This is a genomic window from Shewanella psychrotolerans (assembly GCF_019457595.1).
GTDB lineage: Bacteria > Pseudomonadota > Gammaproteobacteria > Enterobacterales > Shewanellaceae > Shewanella > Shewanella psychrotolerans.
Genome location: NZ_CP080419.1, coordinates 905,474 through 920,494 on the forward strand (window position 1 = coordinate 905,474; position 15,021 = coordinate 920,494).

At 43.5% G+C, this 15,021-nt stretch carries 16 protein-coding genes; 11 read left to right on the forward strand and 5 right to left on the reverse strand.

Features of this window, described 5'->3' with window-relative positions:
- Positions 1–12 precede the first annotated feature (12 nt).
- From K0I62_RS03995 to K0I62_RS04005, 3 genes are all read left to right on the forward strand, one after another.
- Positions 13–1,644, forward strand: coding sequence for an ABC transporter permease (locus K0I62_RS03995; RefSeq protein WP_220070238.1), 1,632 nt, complete (start codon positions 13–15; stop codon positions 1,642–1,644).
- Positions 1,644–2,675, forward strand: a complete 1,032-nt coding sequence (locus K0I62_RS04000) for an ABC transporter ATP-binding protein (protein ID WP_220071274.1) — start codon at positions 1,644–1,646, stop codon at positions 2,673–2,675. Before K0I62_RS03995 ends, K0I62_RS04000 begins: the two co-directional genes overlap by 1 nt.
- Positions 2,676–2,848: 173 nt before the next feature.
- Positions 2,849–3,784 (forward strand): Dyp-type peroxidase, encoded by a 936-nt coding sequence (locus K0I62_RS04005; protein WP_220070239.1) that lies wholly within the window; start codon positions 2,849–2,851, stop codon positions 3,782–3,784.
- Between the two features lie 154 nt (positions 3,785–3,938).
- Here K0I62_RS04005 and argR read toward each other — a convergent pair whose 3' ends face one another.
- Positions 3,939–4,409: a transcriptional regulator ArgR gene (gene argR, locus K0I62_RS04010; RefSeq protein ID WP_220070240.1), complete on the reverse strand. Its 471-nt coding sequence runs from the start codon at positions 4,407–4,409 to the stop codon at positions 3,939–3,941.
- Positions 4,410–4,717: 308 nt separating this feature from the next.
- Between argR and mdh the strand changes: the two genes are divergently transcribed.
- Entirely contained in the window at positions 4,718–5,653 is a 936-nt protein-coding gene (mdh, locus tag K0I62_RS04015; protein WP_220070241.1) for a malate dehydrogenase, read from the forward strand.
- Positions 5,654–5,769: 116 nt separating this feature from the next.
- On the opposite strand, the gene ispB is transcribed toward mdh, so the two are convergent.
- Entirely contained in the window at positions 5,770–6,741 is a 972-nt protein-coding gene (gene ispB, locus K0I62_RS04020; protein WP_220070242.1) for an octaprenyl diphosphate synthase, read from the reverse strand.
- Between the two features lie 275 nt (positions 6,742–7,016).
- Between ispB and rplU the strand changes: the two genes are divergently transcribed.
- The 7 genes from rplU to K0I62_RS04055 all read left to right on the forward strand — a co-directional run bounded on the left by rplU (position 7,017) and on the right by K0I62_RS04055 (position 11,247).
- Positions 7,017–7,328, forward strand: coding sequence for a 50S ribosomal protein L21 (gene rplU, locus K0I62_RS04025; protein ID WP_033537952.1), 312 nt, complete (start codon positions 7,017–7,019; stop codon positions 7,326–7,328).
- Positions 7,329–7,343: 15 nt separating this feature from the next.
- Positions 7,344–7,598 (forward strand): 50S ribosomal protein L27, encoded by a 255-nt coding sequence (gene rpmA, locus K0I62_RS04030; protein WP_011864676.1) that lies wholly within the window; start codon positions 7,344–7,346, stop codon positions 7,596–7,598.
- Between the two features lie 217 nt (positions 7,599–7,815).
- Positions 7,816–8,979 carry an Obg family GTPase CgtA gene (gene cgtA / locus K0I62_RS04035; RefSeq protein ID WP_220070243.1) on the forward strand — a complete coding sequence of 388 codons (1,164 nt, stop codon included), beginning with the start codon at positions 7,816–7,818 and terminating at the stop codon, positions 8,977–8,979.
- 35 nt (positions 8,980–9,014) lie between these two features.
- Complete coding sequence (locus tag K0I62_RS04040; RefSeq protein WP_220070244.1) at positions 9,015–9,776, forward strand: threonine/serine exporter family protein; 762 nt, start codon at positions 9,015–9,017, stop codon at positions 9,774–9,776.
- A complete protein-coding gene (locus tag K0I62_RS04045) occupies positions 9,773–10,243 on the forward strand; it encodes a threonine/serine exporter family protein (protein WP_220070245.1) in 471 nt (156 codons plus the stop codon). Before K0I62_RS04040 ends, K0I62_RS04045 begins: the two co-directional genes overlap by 4 nt.
- A gap of 40 nt (positions 10,244–10,283) precedes the next feature.
- A complete protein-coding gene (folA, locus tag K0I62_RS04050; protein WP_220070246.1) occupies positions 10,284–10,766 on the forward strand; it encodes a type 3 dihydrofolate reductase in 483 nt (160 codons plus the stop codon).
- Positions 10,767–10,851: 85 nt separating this feature from the next.
- The gene (locus K0I62_RS04055; RefSeq protein ID WP_220070247.1) at positions 10,852–11,247 is read left to right on the forward strand and encodes a DUF3718 domain-containing protein; all 396 of its coding nucleotides are present in this window, start codon (positions 10,852–10,854) and stop codon (positions 11,245–11,247) included.
- A 385-nt stretch (positions 11,248–11,632) separates the two neighbouring features.
- Here the strand turns inward: K0I62_RS04055 and K0I62_RS04060 are convergent, their stop codons facing one another.
- From K0I62_RS04060 to apaG, 3 genes are all read right to left on the reverse strand, one after another.
- Positions 11,633–13,657, reverse strand: coding sequence for a methyl-accepting chemotaxis protein (locus K0I62_RS04060; RefSeq protein WP_220070248.1), 2,025 nt, complete (start codon positions 13,655–13,657; stop codon positions 11,633–11,635).
- 104 nt (positions 13,658–13,761) lie between these two features.
- Complete coding sequence (locus tag K0I62_RS04065; protein WP_220070249.1) at positions 13,762–14,586, reverse strand: symmetrical bis(5'-nucleosyl)-tetraphosphatase; 825 nt, start codon at positions 14,584–14,586, stop codon at positions 13,762–13,764.
- A gap of 51 nt (positions 14,587–14,637) precedes the next feature.
- Positions 14,638–15,018 carry a Co2+/Mg2+ efflux protein ApaG gene (apaG, locus tag K0I62_RS04070; protein ID WP_220070250.1) on the reverse strand — a complete coding sequence of 127 codons (381 nt, stop codon included), beginning with the start codon at positions 15,016–15,018 and terminating at the stop codon, positions 14,638–14,640.
- Positions 15,019–15,021: the final 3 nt, after the last annotated feature.

Below are 15,021 nucleotides of genomic sequence, written 5' to 3' on the forward strand. Positions count from 1 at the left end.
AAGAGATAATTAATGATTTTAGGTTTTGCTAAGCGTTGGTCGTTAGCCAGCTATGTTGTTGCAGCAATATTGACGCTCCCTCTTGTCGCCATCGTTATTCAGGCGACAGCCCTTGATGAATCGATTTTCCCCCATCTGCTCAACACGGTATTGCCGACTTATATACTCAATACCTTGTTATTGATGCTCTCTGTATGTATCGGAGCCACGGTGATCGCTATCCCTGCTGCATGGTTAGTTGCACGTTGTGACTTTCCTGGACGGCAAATTTTTCAATGGGCTTTGTTACTGCCATTAGCTATGCCTGCTTACATCGTCGCCTACGTTTATACCGATCTATTGGATTATGCGGGACCTATTCAGCGTGGGTTGAGGCACCTGTTTAATTGGCAATCGCCTCAAGATTATTTCTTTCCTGACATCCGTACCTTAGCGGGTGCCTCTGTCATCTTGGCTTTGGTGTTGTTTCCCTATATTTATCTTTTAGCACGTACGGCTTTTTTAGAGCAGTCGTCCAGTTTGCAACATGCTGCCCGGGTTATGGGGTGTGGGCCATGGCGCAGCTTTTGGCGTCTAAGCTTACCTATGGCAAGACCCGCTCTCGCTGTCGGTGGGGCATTAGTTGCGATGGAAACCGCGGCAGATTTTGCGACCGTGAGTTACTTTGCTGTACCGACATTAACTACAGCCGTTTATGATACTTGGCTGGAATATGGCAGTTTGTCTGCTGCCGCTAAGTTGTCCGCCATCATGTTGTTTGTCGTCTTTGGCATCATAGGTATAGAGCGGTTTGCCCGTAGAAAACAAAAGCTATTTCAAAAGCATACCGAGTTAAATGATGGCGACCGTTATCCGTTGTCAAAAATGCAGGGATATTTGGCTCTGACATACTGTTTTGGATTGTTATTATTGGCCTTTTTGTTACCGTTTATCATTCTAGTGGGGTATGGATGGCAGTATTTTGAGGTGAGCTGGAATCGTGACTTTCTCAACTATGCTGTTAACAGCCTTTATATTGCGGTGCTCGTTAGTGTTATTACCGTCTGCATCGCGGTATTGTTGATGTTTGTTAGAAGATGTAGTCCACACAAGGTCGATAAGCTTCCCTCTCGATTTGCTTCAACCGGATATGCTTTACCTGGCACAGTACTCGCGATTGGCGTACTAGTACCACTGACATACTTAGATTTTGCGATAAATGACATTTATGCCTATTTTAATGCAATTGGTCCCGGACTGATTTTAAGTGGTAGTGTTTTTGTATTGCTGTTTGGTTTCAGTGTTCGTTTTGTGGCGATAGCGATTGGCAGTGTAGAGAGTAGTTATAAGCGAATTAGTCCGACGCTCGATATGGCTGCAATTACTATGGGGATTAAGCCGAAAATCTTGTTGTGGCGCGTTCATTTACCATTACTTAGAAAGGGGATATTTGCAGGGCTATTGCTGGTGTTTATCGAGAGCATGAAGGAGCTTCCTGCTGCGCTGCTGCTTAGACCCGTTGGTTTTGAAAACCTTGCAACTTATGTCTATCAATTCGTATCAGATGAACAGTTAGAACATGGCGCACTGGCGGCAATCGTGATTGTTCTTGTTGGACTTGTTCCGCTTATCTATTTAAATCGTTCTCTGGAGCATCGCAGCTAATTATGTCGACACTTAATATCGAAAACGTTCATAGTGATTATCACGGTCAGGTGATATTGAGCGGACTCAATCTTAATATTCAACAAGGAGAAATCGCTGCCTTACTTGGGCCAAGTGGTTGCGGTAAGACGACGTTACTACGTGCAATTGCGGGGCTTCAGCCAATTACTCAAGGGCTGATAAGCATTAATGGCCGATTATTGTCGGCGGGCGATATATTCATTCCAAGTGATCAACGGGAGGTGGGGATGATCTTTCAAGATTATGCGCTTTTCCCGCACCTGACTGTGGCTGAGAATATTTTGTTTGGCGTAAAGGGGCTGAGTAAAGTCGAGCGGCAACAGAGATTAGATGAGATGTTAACGCTGGTTAAACTTGATGGTTTGGCCAAACGCTATCCTCACGAACTATCTGGTGGGCAGCAACAAAGAGTATCTATCGCTCGTGCGCTTGCTTATGAGCCAGAGCTGTTATTACTCGATGAGCCTTTTTCCAATATTGATGCAAAAGTACGTAGCGAGATGATGCTGGAGATCCGCGCTATATTGAAGCAACGTAACGTGAGCGCCGTATTTGTTACCCACAGCAAAGACGAAGCATTCGTATTTGCCGATAAACTAGCTCTATTCAACGAGGGTGCAATTGCGCAATATGGCAGTGCTGAAACGCTTTATAGTCATCCATCAAATAAATATGTTGCTGAGTTTCTTGGCAAAGGAAATTATGTCGCTGCCACAGTAATTGATGAGATGACCGTCGCGACTCCAATAGGCGAAGCGAAAAGCTCGCAATCAATGGAGCTAGCTATAGGTTATCATGGCGAGCTACTTTTACGGCCAGAGCAGATAGCGATCACTGCTGATGAACAAGGCTTAGGACGTATTATTGAACGACGATTCTTAGGGAGTATTTGTCATTACCGAGTACAGGCCGATGATCATATTTTCGATATCAAGACGGCTCAGATCGGGCTTGAAGTCGGTCAAAGTGTTAGCTTTAAAATTCTGGAGCATGCCTTAGTTTTGTTTTAATGGTATCACGCTTAACACTTTTGTAACTGTATCTGGTCGTTAGGAGAAAAACACGTTAACCTGAACGGTTATATGGGTTTCATTTTAATGGTTTTTGGGTTATGTAATACTATTTACCGCTAAAGTTTCGGATAATATTGCCGAAGTTGAGACTGACAAAGGGTAGGGGTTATATGGATAGTCAGGTTATGCCACGTGAACAGTTGGGTGTGTGCGCAGAAGGTAATTTGCATAGTGTTTATTTAATGTTTAGCGCTAATGATGGCGTTGAATCTCAATTGCGTCCCTGTGTCGCAAACATTGCTCAATATATTTATGACTTATCAGATCAGTACGCTGATAGTGCATTTAATGGTTTTGTGGCTATTGGTGCTAATTATTGGGATAACTTGTATCCAATAGCCAGACCAGCGCAACTCAAACCCTTTCCTGCAATGAGCTCTGACAATCGAGATGCGCCAGCGCACGAATATGATCTTTTCGTTCATCTTCGATGTGATCGTTACGACATATTGCACTTGGTTGCTAATGAAGTGTGTCAGATGTTTGAGGACCTCGTTGAACTTGTTGATGAAGAGCGAGGTTTCCAATTTATGGATACTCGCGATCTTACAGGGTTTGTTGATGGCACTGAAAATCCTAAAGGCCGTCATCGTCAAGAAGTGGCTTTAGTTGGCGATGAAGATAGGCCATTTCGTTCAGGGAGTTATGTGCATGTACAAAAATACGCGCATAATTTAAGTAAGTGGCATAGATTACCGCTAAAGAAACAAGAAGATATCTTCGGCCGGACAAAGATCGACAACATTGAATACGCATCAGAAGAGAAAGCGTTAACTAGCCATACGAAACGAGTTAATCTTAAAGACAGTGATGGTAAGTCAATGGAGATTTTAAGGCAGAGTATGCCTTATGGGTCGATGAAAGAGCAGGGGTTAATGTTTATCTCTAATTGCCGTAATTCGGTGCATTTCGAAAAAATGCTGCATAGCATGATCCATGGTGACGGAGAGGGACATCATGACCACCTGATGCATTTTACTCAAGCACTAACAGGCTCCGCGTTTTTTGCGCCGTCATTGGACTTTATGGAAAGCGTCGTTGATTAACTACTGAATCTAAGCTGTTAGCTAACATAGAATAAAAAACACACCTTAAAGGTGTGTTTTTATTTAACCATTTTTTGTGCTCTAGCTTTTTAGAGGTAAAAAGCGCGTTAATCAACTTAAGTTAAACTGAGCTAGCAAGAGTAACGGCCTCTATTTAGTCAGCATAATTAAATAGTGATTTCACCGTGTCTAGCGTCTTATCTACTTCTTGAATATTAGAAGGACAGATAAAAATAGTGTCATCACCAGCAATAGTCCCCAAGATACCTTCGGGCTTACCTATTGAGTCGAGTAGTCTTGCAATTAACTGTGCTGCGCCTGGGCTGGTTCGAATCACAATCATTGATTGATTATGATCAACATCTAGAACTAAGTTTTTAAGTGGACTACCTGCCGTCGGCACCCCTAACTCTGCCGGCAAGCAATACACCATCTCTTGCTTCGCGTTACGAGTACGTACAGCGCCAAACTTACTCAGCATGCGAGAGACTTTAGATTGATTGATATTGCTATAGCCTTCAGCTTGAAGGGCGTTGACTATTTCACTTTGAGAGCCAAAACGCTCCTCTTTCAAAATAGCTTTAAAGGTCTTGATTAATTCGTCTTGACTCTTATTTGCTTGCATAATTTTATTATTCTTTATTCAAAAATCTGGCTCATTCTGAATAGAGTTAGTGCTGAAGTCAAGTGTTAATCGGAAAATGTGAATAAAAATTCACTTTTAACATTGTGGTGTATGAAGGGATGTGGAAAGATTTGTTGGCACACCGACTATACGTGATAGCAAGTGAAATAACAATTTAGAGCAGAAAAGTAAAATATCTGGCTACACGACTAACGGATAATTGAATTATTTATGTGATTGCAGTAATGTTGCGCCATCAGTGAATTATGATCTGCATCACAAATACCCAAGAATTGACGGAGATAACTATGAAAGTTGCTGTACTTGGTGCCGCTGGTGGTATCGGCCAGGCTCTTGCTCTACTACTTAAGACTCAATTGCCTGCTGGTTCGAAATTGTCCCTTTATGATATTGCGCCTGTAACACCTGGTGTTGCGGTTGATTTAAGCCATATCCCTACGGCGGTTGAAGTCAAAGGGTTTGCTGGTGAAGATCCTACTCCCGCACTAGAAGGTGCCGACGTGGTTCTTATTTCTGCGGGTGTCGCACGTAAGCCTGGTATGGATCGTTCAGATCTATTCAATATTAATGCTGGTATTGTACGTAATCTTGTTGAAAAGTGTGCTGCGACTTGTCCAAAGGCGCTTATTGGTATCATTACTAATCCTGTGAATACGACAGTAGCAATTGCTGCTGAAGTATTAAAAGCTGCCGGCGTATATGATAAAGCTCGTTTATTTGGTGTGACGACTCTAGATATTATTCGATCTGAAACTTTCGTTGCTGAAGCTAAAGGTTTAGATGTGGCCGATGTTAAAGTGAATGTTATCGGTGGCCATAGTGGCGTGACGATTCTTCCCCTTCTTTCACAAGTTGAAGGCGTGAGCTTTAGTGATGAAGAAGTTGCTGCTCTGACTACGCGTATTCAGAATGCAGGTACTGAAGTTGTTGAAGCTAAAGCCGGTGGGGGCAGCGCAACCCTCTCTATGGGTCAAGCGGCATGTCGTTTCGGTCTATCACTGGTTCGTGGTCTACAAGGCGAAGCCAATGTGGTTGAGTGCGCTTATGTAGACGGTGGTAGCGAGCATGCCGAATTTTTTGCTCAACCAATTCTTCTTGGTAAGAATGGGGTGGAACAAGTACTTGCATACGGAGACGTGAGTGAGTTTGAAGCCAACGCTCGTGATGCAATGCTCGACACGCTTAAAGCTGATATAAAGCTTGGTGTCGAATTTGTGAAGTAATCTAAAACTAAGTAATAAAAATGGAGCCTAGAGGCTCCATTTTTATGTCTACACTTTGTCATCAACTTTAGGTTAACGCGAGACTTAACGACGCTGTTATGACTTACTGAGTGCGATTAATGATTGCGTGCGACAGCGATTCTCGCTAGCGATATTAATGCTTGCTTATAATCGGTATCTGGTAATATATCTAACGCGTCTATCGCCTTCTCAGCTTCTTCTAGCGCTCTTTTCTCTGTGTATTTTAATGCACCACATTGATTTAGTGCATTTAGAATGGTTTCGATGTGGCCTGAGCCATCGCCCTTCTCAATAGCACTGCGAATAAGTGCTTGTTCTTGCTCCGTCCCATTAGCGATAGCGTAGATGAGAGGCAGGGTTGGTTTACCTTCTGCAAGATCATCGCCTATATTTTTGCCTAACTCTTCTGTTTCAGCAGTATAGTCGAGTAGATCGTCAGTCAGCTGGAATGCGGTGCCTAAGTATTTACCATAATCGGCTAGGGCTGTTTGTACTTCAATGCTGCTTCCTGCCAGTACGCCAGCTAAACGTGTCGCTGCTTCGAATAACTTAGCCGTTTTACAGTAGATTACACGCATATAGCGCTCTTCTGTGGTATCAGGGTCGTTGCAGTTCATTAGCTGAAGGACTTCACCTTCTGCAAGCACATTAGTTGCATCAGCGAGCACTTCGAGTACTTTCATACTGCCAAGCTCTGTCATCATCTGGAATGAGCGAGTGTAGAGAAAGTCACCGACAAGGACACTTGCGCTATTACCAAATAGCGCATTCGCGGTTTCTCGACCACGCCGAAGCAGGGATTCATCTACTACATCGTCGTGAAGTAATGACGCCGTATGAATAAACTCCACAATTGCCGCTAACTTTAAGTGAGTCGTACCTTCATAGGCGATGGCCCTTGCGGCAAGAATTGAGAGTAGTGGGCGCATTCTTTTGCCCCCACCATTAATAATGTAGAACCCAAGTTGATTAATTAGGGCTACATCTGATTCCAACTGCTTATAAATAAGTTGGTCGACGGCTTTCATATCAGCATCAGCCAGCTGACGAATGGCGTTCAAATCCATATATAGGCTCTACTTGTAGGGGTGCTAAGTTGTTCAGGCAACCCAAATTAAGGCAAAATTGTTATAATAAGTAGATTCTACCTAAAAATGGATTGCAAGACAGTATTAGAACGACAATGTGCGAGTAATTCCGATCTTTTTTTGATCAAAGTGAATTAGGGGTTGTCAGCTTGGCTAACTTAGCGTAAACTCCGCGACCATTGTCATTAAAGCTTTTATAGCACCCAGCCAAACCAAAAAGGTCTGCGTGCTTGAAATATCGGAGTAAAATAGCTATGTACGCTGTTTTTCAAAGTGGTGGTAAGCAGCACCGTGTTGCTGAAGGCCATACTGTTCGTCTAGAAAAATTAGAAGTCGCTACAGGCGAAACCATCGAATTCGACCAAGTTCTTTTGGTTGCTGATGGTGAGACTGTTCATGTTGGTGCACCTTTAGTTGAAGGTGGTAAGGTTGTAGCTGAAGTTGTCAGCCATGGCCGTGGCGAGAAGGTGACTATTGTTAAGTTCCGTCGTCGTAAGCACCACGACAAAAAGATGGGCCACCGTCAGTGGTTCACCGAAGTTAAAATTACAGCTATCAACGCTTAATAAGGGGTCTGACTAATGGCACATAAAAAAGCTGGCGGTTCTACTCGTAACGGCCGCGATTCAGAAAGTAAACGTCTAGGTGTTAAGCGTTTCGGTGGTGAATCAGTTCTTGCTGGTAACATCATCGTACGTCAACGTGGTACTAAGTTCCACGCAGGTGTTAACGTAGGTATTGGTCGTGACCATACTCTATTTGCACTAACTGACGGTAAGGTTAAGTTTGAAGTTAAAGGTCCTAAGAACCGTAAGTTCATTAGCATCGAAGCTTAATTCTTAGTTCACCTAAGATAGTTTATAAAGCCCTGCCTCTGGTAGGGCTTTATTGTTTATAAAGATTAATATCTGGTGAAATGAGCCGATTATGTTGCTCCAGCACCAGAAAAGCATTGAGTAACCTTGTTTGTTAGCTCGATACGATAATTGTTTTTTTGGCGGTACGATTAGATAGGCAGTATAATCGGTCTATTGTGCGGTGCCTGGAGTTGGTATGAAGTTTGTCGATGAAGCTGTGATCAGAGTTGAAGCTGGTGATGGCGGTAGTGGTTGCGTTAGTTTTAGACGTGAAAAATATGTGCCGGATGGTGGTCCTGATGGCGGTGATGGTGGTGATGGCGGTAGTGTCTATTTAGAAGCGGACGAAAACCTCAACACACTAATCGATTATCGTTTTGAACGTTTTCATTTTGCCGAGCGTGGTAAAAATGGCCGCGGACGCGATTGTACAGGCCACGGTGGTGAAGATCTAATTCTTAAAGTACCAGTGGGGACTCGTGCGGTTGACGAAGAGACTCAAGAAGCCTTAGGTGATCTTAAAACTCACGGTCAAAAGTTATTAGTTGCTAAGGGCGGTTTCCATGGTTTGGGAAATACGCGATTTAAAAGCAGTACTAACCGTGCACCTAGACAGAAAACGTTAGGAACGCCGGGTGAAGTTCGTAGCTTACGGCTTGAACTGATGTTACTTGCGGATGTTGGCTTATTAGGTATGCCTAATGCTGGTAAGTCTACCTTTATCCGAGCTGTATCGAGAGCTAAGCCTAAAGTCGCTGATTATCCATTTACGACCTTAGTGCCTAATTTAGGGGTAGTTAATCCACGTCACGGGCAGAGTTTCGTTGTGGCTGATATTCCTGGCTTGATTGAAGGCGCTGCCGATGGTGCAGGTCTTGGTATTCGGTTCCTTAAACACCTTGAACGTTGTCGTGTATTATTGCATATCTTAGATATTGAGCCTATCGATGGTAGTGATCCTGTTGATAGTGCACGTGCGATTGTTGGCGAGCTTGAAAAACATTCTCCATTGCTTGCGAGTAAACCTCGTTGGTTAGTGTTTAATAAGACGGATTTGTTGCTTGAAGAAGAGATTCAAGAACGTATTGAACGTATTGTTAAAGAGCTTGATTGGCAGGGTGAAGTCTTTAGTATTTCGGCATATAACCGTCAAGGTACAGAAGCATTATCTCTTAAGCTGATGGATTTTATCGATGCGCTTCCTGAAGAAGAAGAAGCCGATCCTGATGCTGAAGTTGAGTTTAAATGGGATAATTATCATCAACAGAATCAAGAGGTTGTTAACGAAGATTATGATGATGATTTTGATGATGACTTTGACGATGATGACTATGATGTTGAGATCATCTATCAAAGATAACTATCGCTTGTTAATGTTTTCATTCTGAGAATAACGTGTACGCAGATACTCAAAATGATATTACTCGGCAAGTGGTCCGGGTTGCACAACTCCTTCTGGCCTATGGTGCTGAATCTGAACTTGTAGAAGAGATCAGTCAGCGCTTAGGTCAGGCGTTAGGCCTTGCCAGTGTTGAGATCTCAATCTCTTCCAATTCACTCGTTTTAACCAGCTTAGTGCATGGGCGTTGTATTACGACGACCAGACGGATTCGCGAACATGGTATCAATATGAGTGTCGTCTGCGAGCTGCAGCGTATCTGCCTATTGACCGAAAAGGGGATCTACGGCCTCAATGAAGTGCGTAAGCGTGTTGCCCGCATTCAACCCAAGAGCTATCCCAAACGCTATTTAGTGCCCATGATCGGCCTTTCGTGCGGTAGCTTTTGCCACCTGTTTGGCGGTGATACCATGGCTGTATTGATCACGATATTAGCGGCCTCAGCGGGGATGTCGGTTCGCCTCGCTATTGCCAAGCGACATTTCAACCTGCTGTTGAACTTTGCCGTTACCGCCTTTGTCACCACTTTGGTGGCGCAACTGGGGTATCACCTGCAAGTGACTGATACCCCCAAGTTACCAATGGCTGCCAGCGTACTGATGCTAGTCCCAGGCTTCCCTATGATCAACGCTATCTCTGATATGGTGAAGGGGCACCTGAATGTGGGGATCTCACGTTGGGGACATGCCACTCTGTTAACTGTTTCGTCGGTTATCGGGATCACTATTGCGATGCAGATTGGGGGACTATTCCTATGATGGATCTGTTCATTCAGCTGCTGAATGATGCACTGTTCTCGGCTGTGCCTGCGGTGGGGTTTGCCATGGTATTCAATGTGCCGAGGCGTTTTTTGCCTTACTGTGCCCTTGGCGGGGCTTTAGGCCATAGCTTACGTACCTTGCTCATGCATTTTGGTATGCCGATAGAGTGGGGGACCTTCGCGGCCGCAGCTCTGGTCGGTGTATTAACCATAGGTTTCGCGAAGAGACATCTTGCACCGCCGCTCATGTATGCGGTTGCGGCAATTATCCCGATGATCCCTGGAACTTATGCCTACAATACGGTTATCGCCTTGGTACAGTTGACCGCTCTGTCTGAGGTCAATCCCGATCTAACTGCCGAGGTGGTCAGTAATGGTCTGAAGACCATCTTTATTTTAGGCGCACTGTCAGTGGGATTGGCTATGCCCAGCCTGCTCTATTTTCGTACCCGTCCTGTGATCTGATTTTGAATTCAATAAACGGCAAAAGACCGTTGGAGAGCCCATGAAAATTGCAATGATTGCCGCGATGGCGAATAACCGGGTTATCGGGAAAGATAATCAGATGCCTTGGCATTTGCCCGAAGATTTACGTCATTTTAAGGCTATGACATTAGGGAAGCCTGTGGTCATGGGGCGAAAGACGTTTGAATCAATAGGTCGGCCATTACCTGGGCGTCATAATATCGTTATTAGTAGGCAGAAAGATTTATTCATTGAAGGCGTCACTTGTGCGACTTCATTTGAGAAAGCGGTCGAATTAGCTGGCGAATGTGAAGAGCTAGTTGTTATCGGTGGAGGACAGTTGTATCAAGCGCTATTACCTAAAGCGGATATTCTATACTTGACCGAGATCTCCTTAGATGTAGAAGGGGATACTCATTTTCCTCTTTGGGATGATGGGTCTTGGCAAATAGAGGCAAGCGAAAGTCACACAAATGATAAAAGCTTGCAATATCGCTTTATCACTTTGGTGAAAAAATGTTAAATTAGGGTGTTGTCCTGAGTTGTCTTTAGAATAATAGAGTGATTCTTATTCTATTGAAAATAATAAAATATTATAGGAGTACCCGATGCGCTTGTTACCTACAACGATTGCTGTGGTTATTGCAGCCTCTGCTTATACTTATACTGTTCCGGTACATGCTGATGCTAATGATCAGCTTGCAGCGAATATTTGCAACTATGTTCATGCAGATGATAAAAACCGTTTACGTAATAAATTAAAAGAAACACGTGTTAAGTTGCGTACCGTTTATCAAGCACTCACCTGTGAAGGTGATAGTCTTTTACGCTTTGCGATAAAAAGTGGTGCGAATGATGTGGGGTCTTTCGTGGCAAAACGTTTATCTACTTCTGATTTAGTTGCTAAAGAGGCTGATGGTAAAACCGTTGTTGAATGGGCCGAAGCTAATGGGCACGGTGGTAGTGAAATCACTGCTGCGATAAAAGAGCGTATATCGGGGTAATTAGATTAGTTTTAAGCTACATTTTACTAAAAAAAAACCGGATGTTATATCCGGTTTTTTATGTCTTATATTTGCTGAATTCGCCAAATAATACCAATCAGTATAAGAAAGTGATCTACTCAGCGTGTTTTTTGGCAACTAATTCAAGGCGAATGGACGATGGAATGGTCACTCCCTTGTGAGGCCGTTCAACGCAGAAGTAGGAAGCCAAAAACACGCCTAACAGGCGAGTTTTAGCGCTTTCGATGCTGTGTTAACGAGTTTGACCGTAGAACAACTATGCTCTTCACTCGTTGCCTTGCCTCATAAGCGCTAAATTCTCGCTGAGCGATCACATCTTTATACTAATTGGTATAAGCCTGAGAATAACAGGCTTATTTTAAGTTTAAACCCTGAACTCACCGACAGAAGCTTGAAGCTCCTCGGCAAGTTGCGCAACTTGATGACTCGATTGCGCTGTCTGGTCTGCACCCGTTGCGGTTTCTTCAGATATGGCTGCAATATGCTCTAGCTTCTCGGAAACTTGCTGGCTGACTAAGTTCTGCTCTTGGGCTGCATTAGCAATATGAGTACCTGAGTCATGGGCATTATGCACTGCCTGGCTGATACTTTCCAAAGCAATATTTGCTTGCTCTGTTTTTTCGACGCAGCTATTAGCTTGATTGCGTCCAAGTTCCATCACTGATACCGCTTCTTGAGTGCCTTGTTGCAGCACTTGGATCATCTGCTGGATCTCTTGAGTTGAATCTTGGGTACGAGAAGCTAGGCTACGAACCTCATCTGCAACGACGGCAAACCCTCGTCCCTGTTCGCCAGCTCGTGCCGCTTCAATAGCGGCGTTGAGTGCCAGTAGATTAGTCTGCTCTGCGATACCTCGAATAACATCCAAAATAGAGCCAATAGAAGCGCTGTCAGAGTGTACCTTGTTGATCACTTGAGATGCTTTTGAGACTTCGTCAGCGAGTGCAAGTATTGTGCGTTTGTTTTCATCGGCAATGGTACGCATATGCTGAGCTTCATCATCGGCCTGTTTTATTTGAGTCAAAGCTTCGTCGGCGCTGCTTGTGACTTGCATCGCACTAGAACTTAGCTCAGTTGTTGCTGCTGCCACTTGGTCAACTTGATTCTTTTGCTCTTGAATACCTGCAGTGGTTTGAGCGGTAATGGCTGAGGTTTCTTCTGCTGCGGCAGCTAACTGATTAGAACGGTCTAAAATACCCTGTATGAGGGTTCTTAAGCTGTCGACGAGACGATTACAGTTACGTGATAACTCTGCAAACTCATCATGACCAGAATCATCTAGCTTATGAGTTAGATTGCCTGAAGCCAAAATGTCGAGCGCGTTATTCACACTGTCTAAAGAGCGCTTGAGTGGACGTATCACTGCAATACTGACAATGATTGAGACTATAATGGCGATTAGTACTAATGCCATGGTTTTATAGCTGGCATTATCGATATCCTTTAACGCAGCGTTACTGACTTTTTGTGAAACAACTTCGATCTGCTTATTAAGGCTATTCATACTTTGGTTTACTGAGCCAACGTTGATTTCAACTTGCTCTAAAAGCCTAGTTGTAGATGCATCAAGCGAGAGTTGTTTACCTTTGCGAGTCTGGAGTGAATTTGCGCCGTTAAGCATATCGAGGGCTTTTGTTGCTTCTTTAGTTATATCGTCGATAACATCTTGGTCTATAACTCCTTCCCAGTGGCGACTTACATATTCCAGCTTGTTCGTTACATCACTGATTACATATTCGAGTTCTTTGGTGATGGTTTCGAACTTCGATTTCTCTGTAGTTTTTACGAGGTCGTAACTACTAGTGATAAGACTGCTAAAGCTGGTGTCTATGTTGCCTGCTGTTGCAGCGATTTCTCTTTCTGTTGGGTCTTCGCTGGATTCGTAATCGACCAGGTCGATAAGCAGCGATGCGGTATCATCGACAGCAATTTCGAGATCTTCGAGCTGCTTTAGTAGACCTTCTTGAGTTTGCAAAGACTGTTCACGTGCTGACATCATTTTTAAGCTGTTATCTTTAAAGCCCTGATAGTTAGCTTTTAACGAAGTGATTTGGGCATCCAGCTCTTGTCTATGGCCACTGATGATCGATTGTAAGGTACCTATTTCGTTTAAAAAACTCTGAGAATACTCCTCGAAATTCTGTTCAACTTTAGGCATTTTTTCTGAACGTGTAGTATGAAACGCGACTAAAAGTTGTTTCTCTTGAAGTGCTAAATTTTGTGTCAGATGATTGCTACTTTCTAACGCTGGTATACTCAAATCTTGCAACACCAGAGTACTCGATTTGATATTTTCGTTGGTTATTAATGAAGCAACACCTAATGCTATTAGCAATAAAGTTACAACGCTAAACCCACCGATAACTCTAGTGGCGACATTCAATTTCATAGGGTACTCCGCTTTTTGTTGTTATCCCCCTAATTATAAAAATAATATCAGGGGGAGTTCTTGCATGCATAGCTAGCTTTATATCGGCCAGAATTGCAATCAGTTTAACTCTTTTCTAACTTCTTTTGGGTAATTTTTTGATTAGATTCAAGGTGCCAAAGAGTTAAATGTTCACCCCAACAGCAACCTGTATCTAAGGCTTGAAGGGATGGATGGTCAACTTTGCCCATTAGTGCTGCCCAATGGCCAAATACTAATGTGTGAGTGTTGCTCGTCATACTTGGAAATTGAAACCATGGTTTCAAGGTGTTGTCGGGATTGGATTCGGGGGGGAGTTTACAGTCAAAATCTAAGCTCCCATCAGCATTAAGGTACCGCATTCGAGTGAGTGCATTAATACAGTAGATTAATCGCGCCTTATTTGGCATTGAGTCCGTCCAGCGAGCAATATCATTAGTGTACATATCGGCGATTAGATAGGTTAAGTAATTTGGGTTTATTAGCGCTTGATGGACTGCATTCGCTTCTGTTATTACCGTATCTATATCCCATTGAGGAGGAATACCTGCATGGGTCATCACTATCGCTTTAGAAGGGTGGCATCTTAATAAAGGTTGTAATCTTAACCAATCGACGAGTTCGCCGATATCATCAGCGTTGAGCAATGAAGTAAGCTGATCACTGGGCTTTGGGCGTTTAAGTTTACCATGCAATGCCATAAGGTGAAGATCGTGATTACCAAGGACAGGCTTGGCTGAACCTTCTAGTGATTTAATATATCTGATGGTCTGTAGTGATTTATTACCTCTAGCCACCATATCACCAACAATCCATAACTCATCTTTTGAAGGATTGAAGTCGACTTGACTCAATATGGCTTGTAACTCATCGTAACAGCCTTGTATGTCACCGATAAAGTATGTTGCCATTAAATACTCGTTAGTTAGCGATTTAGGAAATGATTAGAGTTGTCAGACGAGCTAATGGATTAATCCTGGCGCTGCCAATCTAAAGGGGGCGATGGGGGCTTTAAATTCAATCCCATCTTCACTTAGCATCACATAGTAGCCTTGCATCACGGCAAACGGCGTTTCGCAAACGGTGCCGCTCGTATATTGGTATGCAGTATCTGGAGCGATAGTCGGAGTTTCGCCAACGACACCAGCACCTTGGACTTCGCTGTGATGGCCATTGGCATCGGTGATTGACCACATACGACTCTTTAACGTCACCGCCTTCTCACCAAGGTTGACTATGGTGATGGTATAACTAAAAAGGTAACGCTCTTCATCGGGGGATGATTGTTCTTCGATATATTCAGTTTTTACCTCAATTTTAATTGAGGATTCAAGTTTGTTCATTGA

Bases quoted from the DNA above. Each gene is read 5' to 3' on its own strand.
- K0I62_RS03995 (WP_220070238.1), top strand. From the start codon at position 13: ATGATTTTAGGTTTTGCTAAGCGTTGGTCGTTAGCCAGCTATGTTGTT.
- K0I62_RS04005 (WP_220070239.1), top strand. From the start codon at position 2,849: ATGGATAGTCAGGTTATGCCACGTGAACAGTTGGGTGTGTGCGCAGAA.
- argR (WP_220070240.1), bottom strand. From the start codon at position 4,409: ATGCAAGCAAATAAGAGTCAAGACGAATTAATCAAGACCTTTAAAGCT.
- mdh (WP_220070241.1), top strand. From the start codon at position 4,718: ATGAAAGTTGCTGTACTTGGTGCCGCTGGTGGTATCGGCCAGGCTCTT.
- ispB (WP_220070242.1), bottom strand. From the start codon at position 6,741: ATGGATTTGAACGCCATTCGTCAGCTGGCTGATGCTGATATGAAAGCC.
- rplU (WP_033537952.1), top strand. From the start codon at position 7,017: ATGTACGCTGTTTTTCAAAGTGGTGGTAAGCAGCACCGTGTTGCTGAA.
- rpmA (WP_011864676.1), top strand. From the start codon at position 7,344: ATGGCACATAAAAAAGCTGGCGGTTCTACTCGTAACGGCCGCGATTCA.
- cgtA (WP_220070243.1), top strand. From the start codon at position 7,816: ATGAAGTTTGTCGATGAAGCTGTGATCAGAGTTGAAGCTGGTGATGGC.
- K0I62_RS04045 (WP_220070245.1), top strand. From the start codon at position 9,773: ATGATGGATCTGTTCATTCAGCTGCTGAATGATGCACTGTTCTCGGCT.
- folA (WP_220070246.1), top strand. From the start codon at position 10,284: ATGAAAATTGCAATGATTGCCGCGATGGCGAATAACCGGGTTATCGGG.
- K0I62_RS04055 (WP_220070247.1), top strand. From the start codon at position 10,852: ATGCGCTTGTTACCTACAACGATTGCTGTGGTTATTGCAGCCTCTGCT.
- K0I62_RS04060 (WP_220070248.1), bottom strand. From the start codon at position 13,657: ATGAAATTGAATGTCGCCACTAGAGTTATCGGTGGGTTTAGCGTTGTA.
- K0I62_RS04065 (WP_220070249.1), bottom strand. From the start codon at position 14,586: ATGGCAACATACTTTATCGGTGACATACAAGGCTGTTACGATGAGTTA.
- apaG (WP_220070250.1), bottom strand. From the start codon at position 15,018: ATGAACAAACTTGAATCCTCAATTAAAATTGAGGTAAAAACTGAATAT.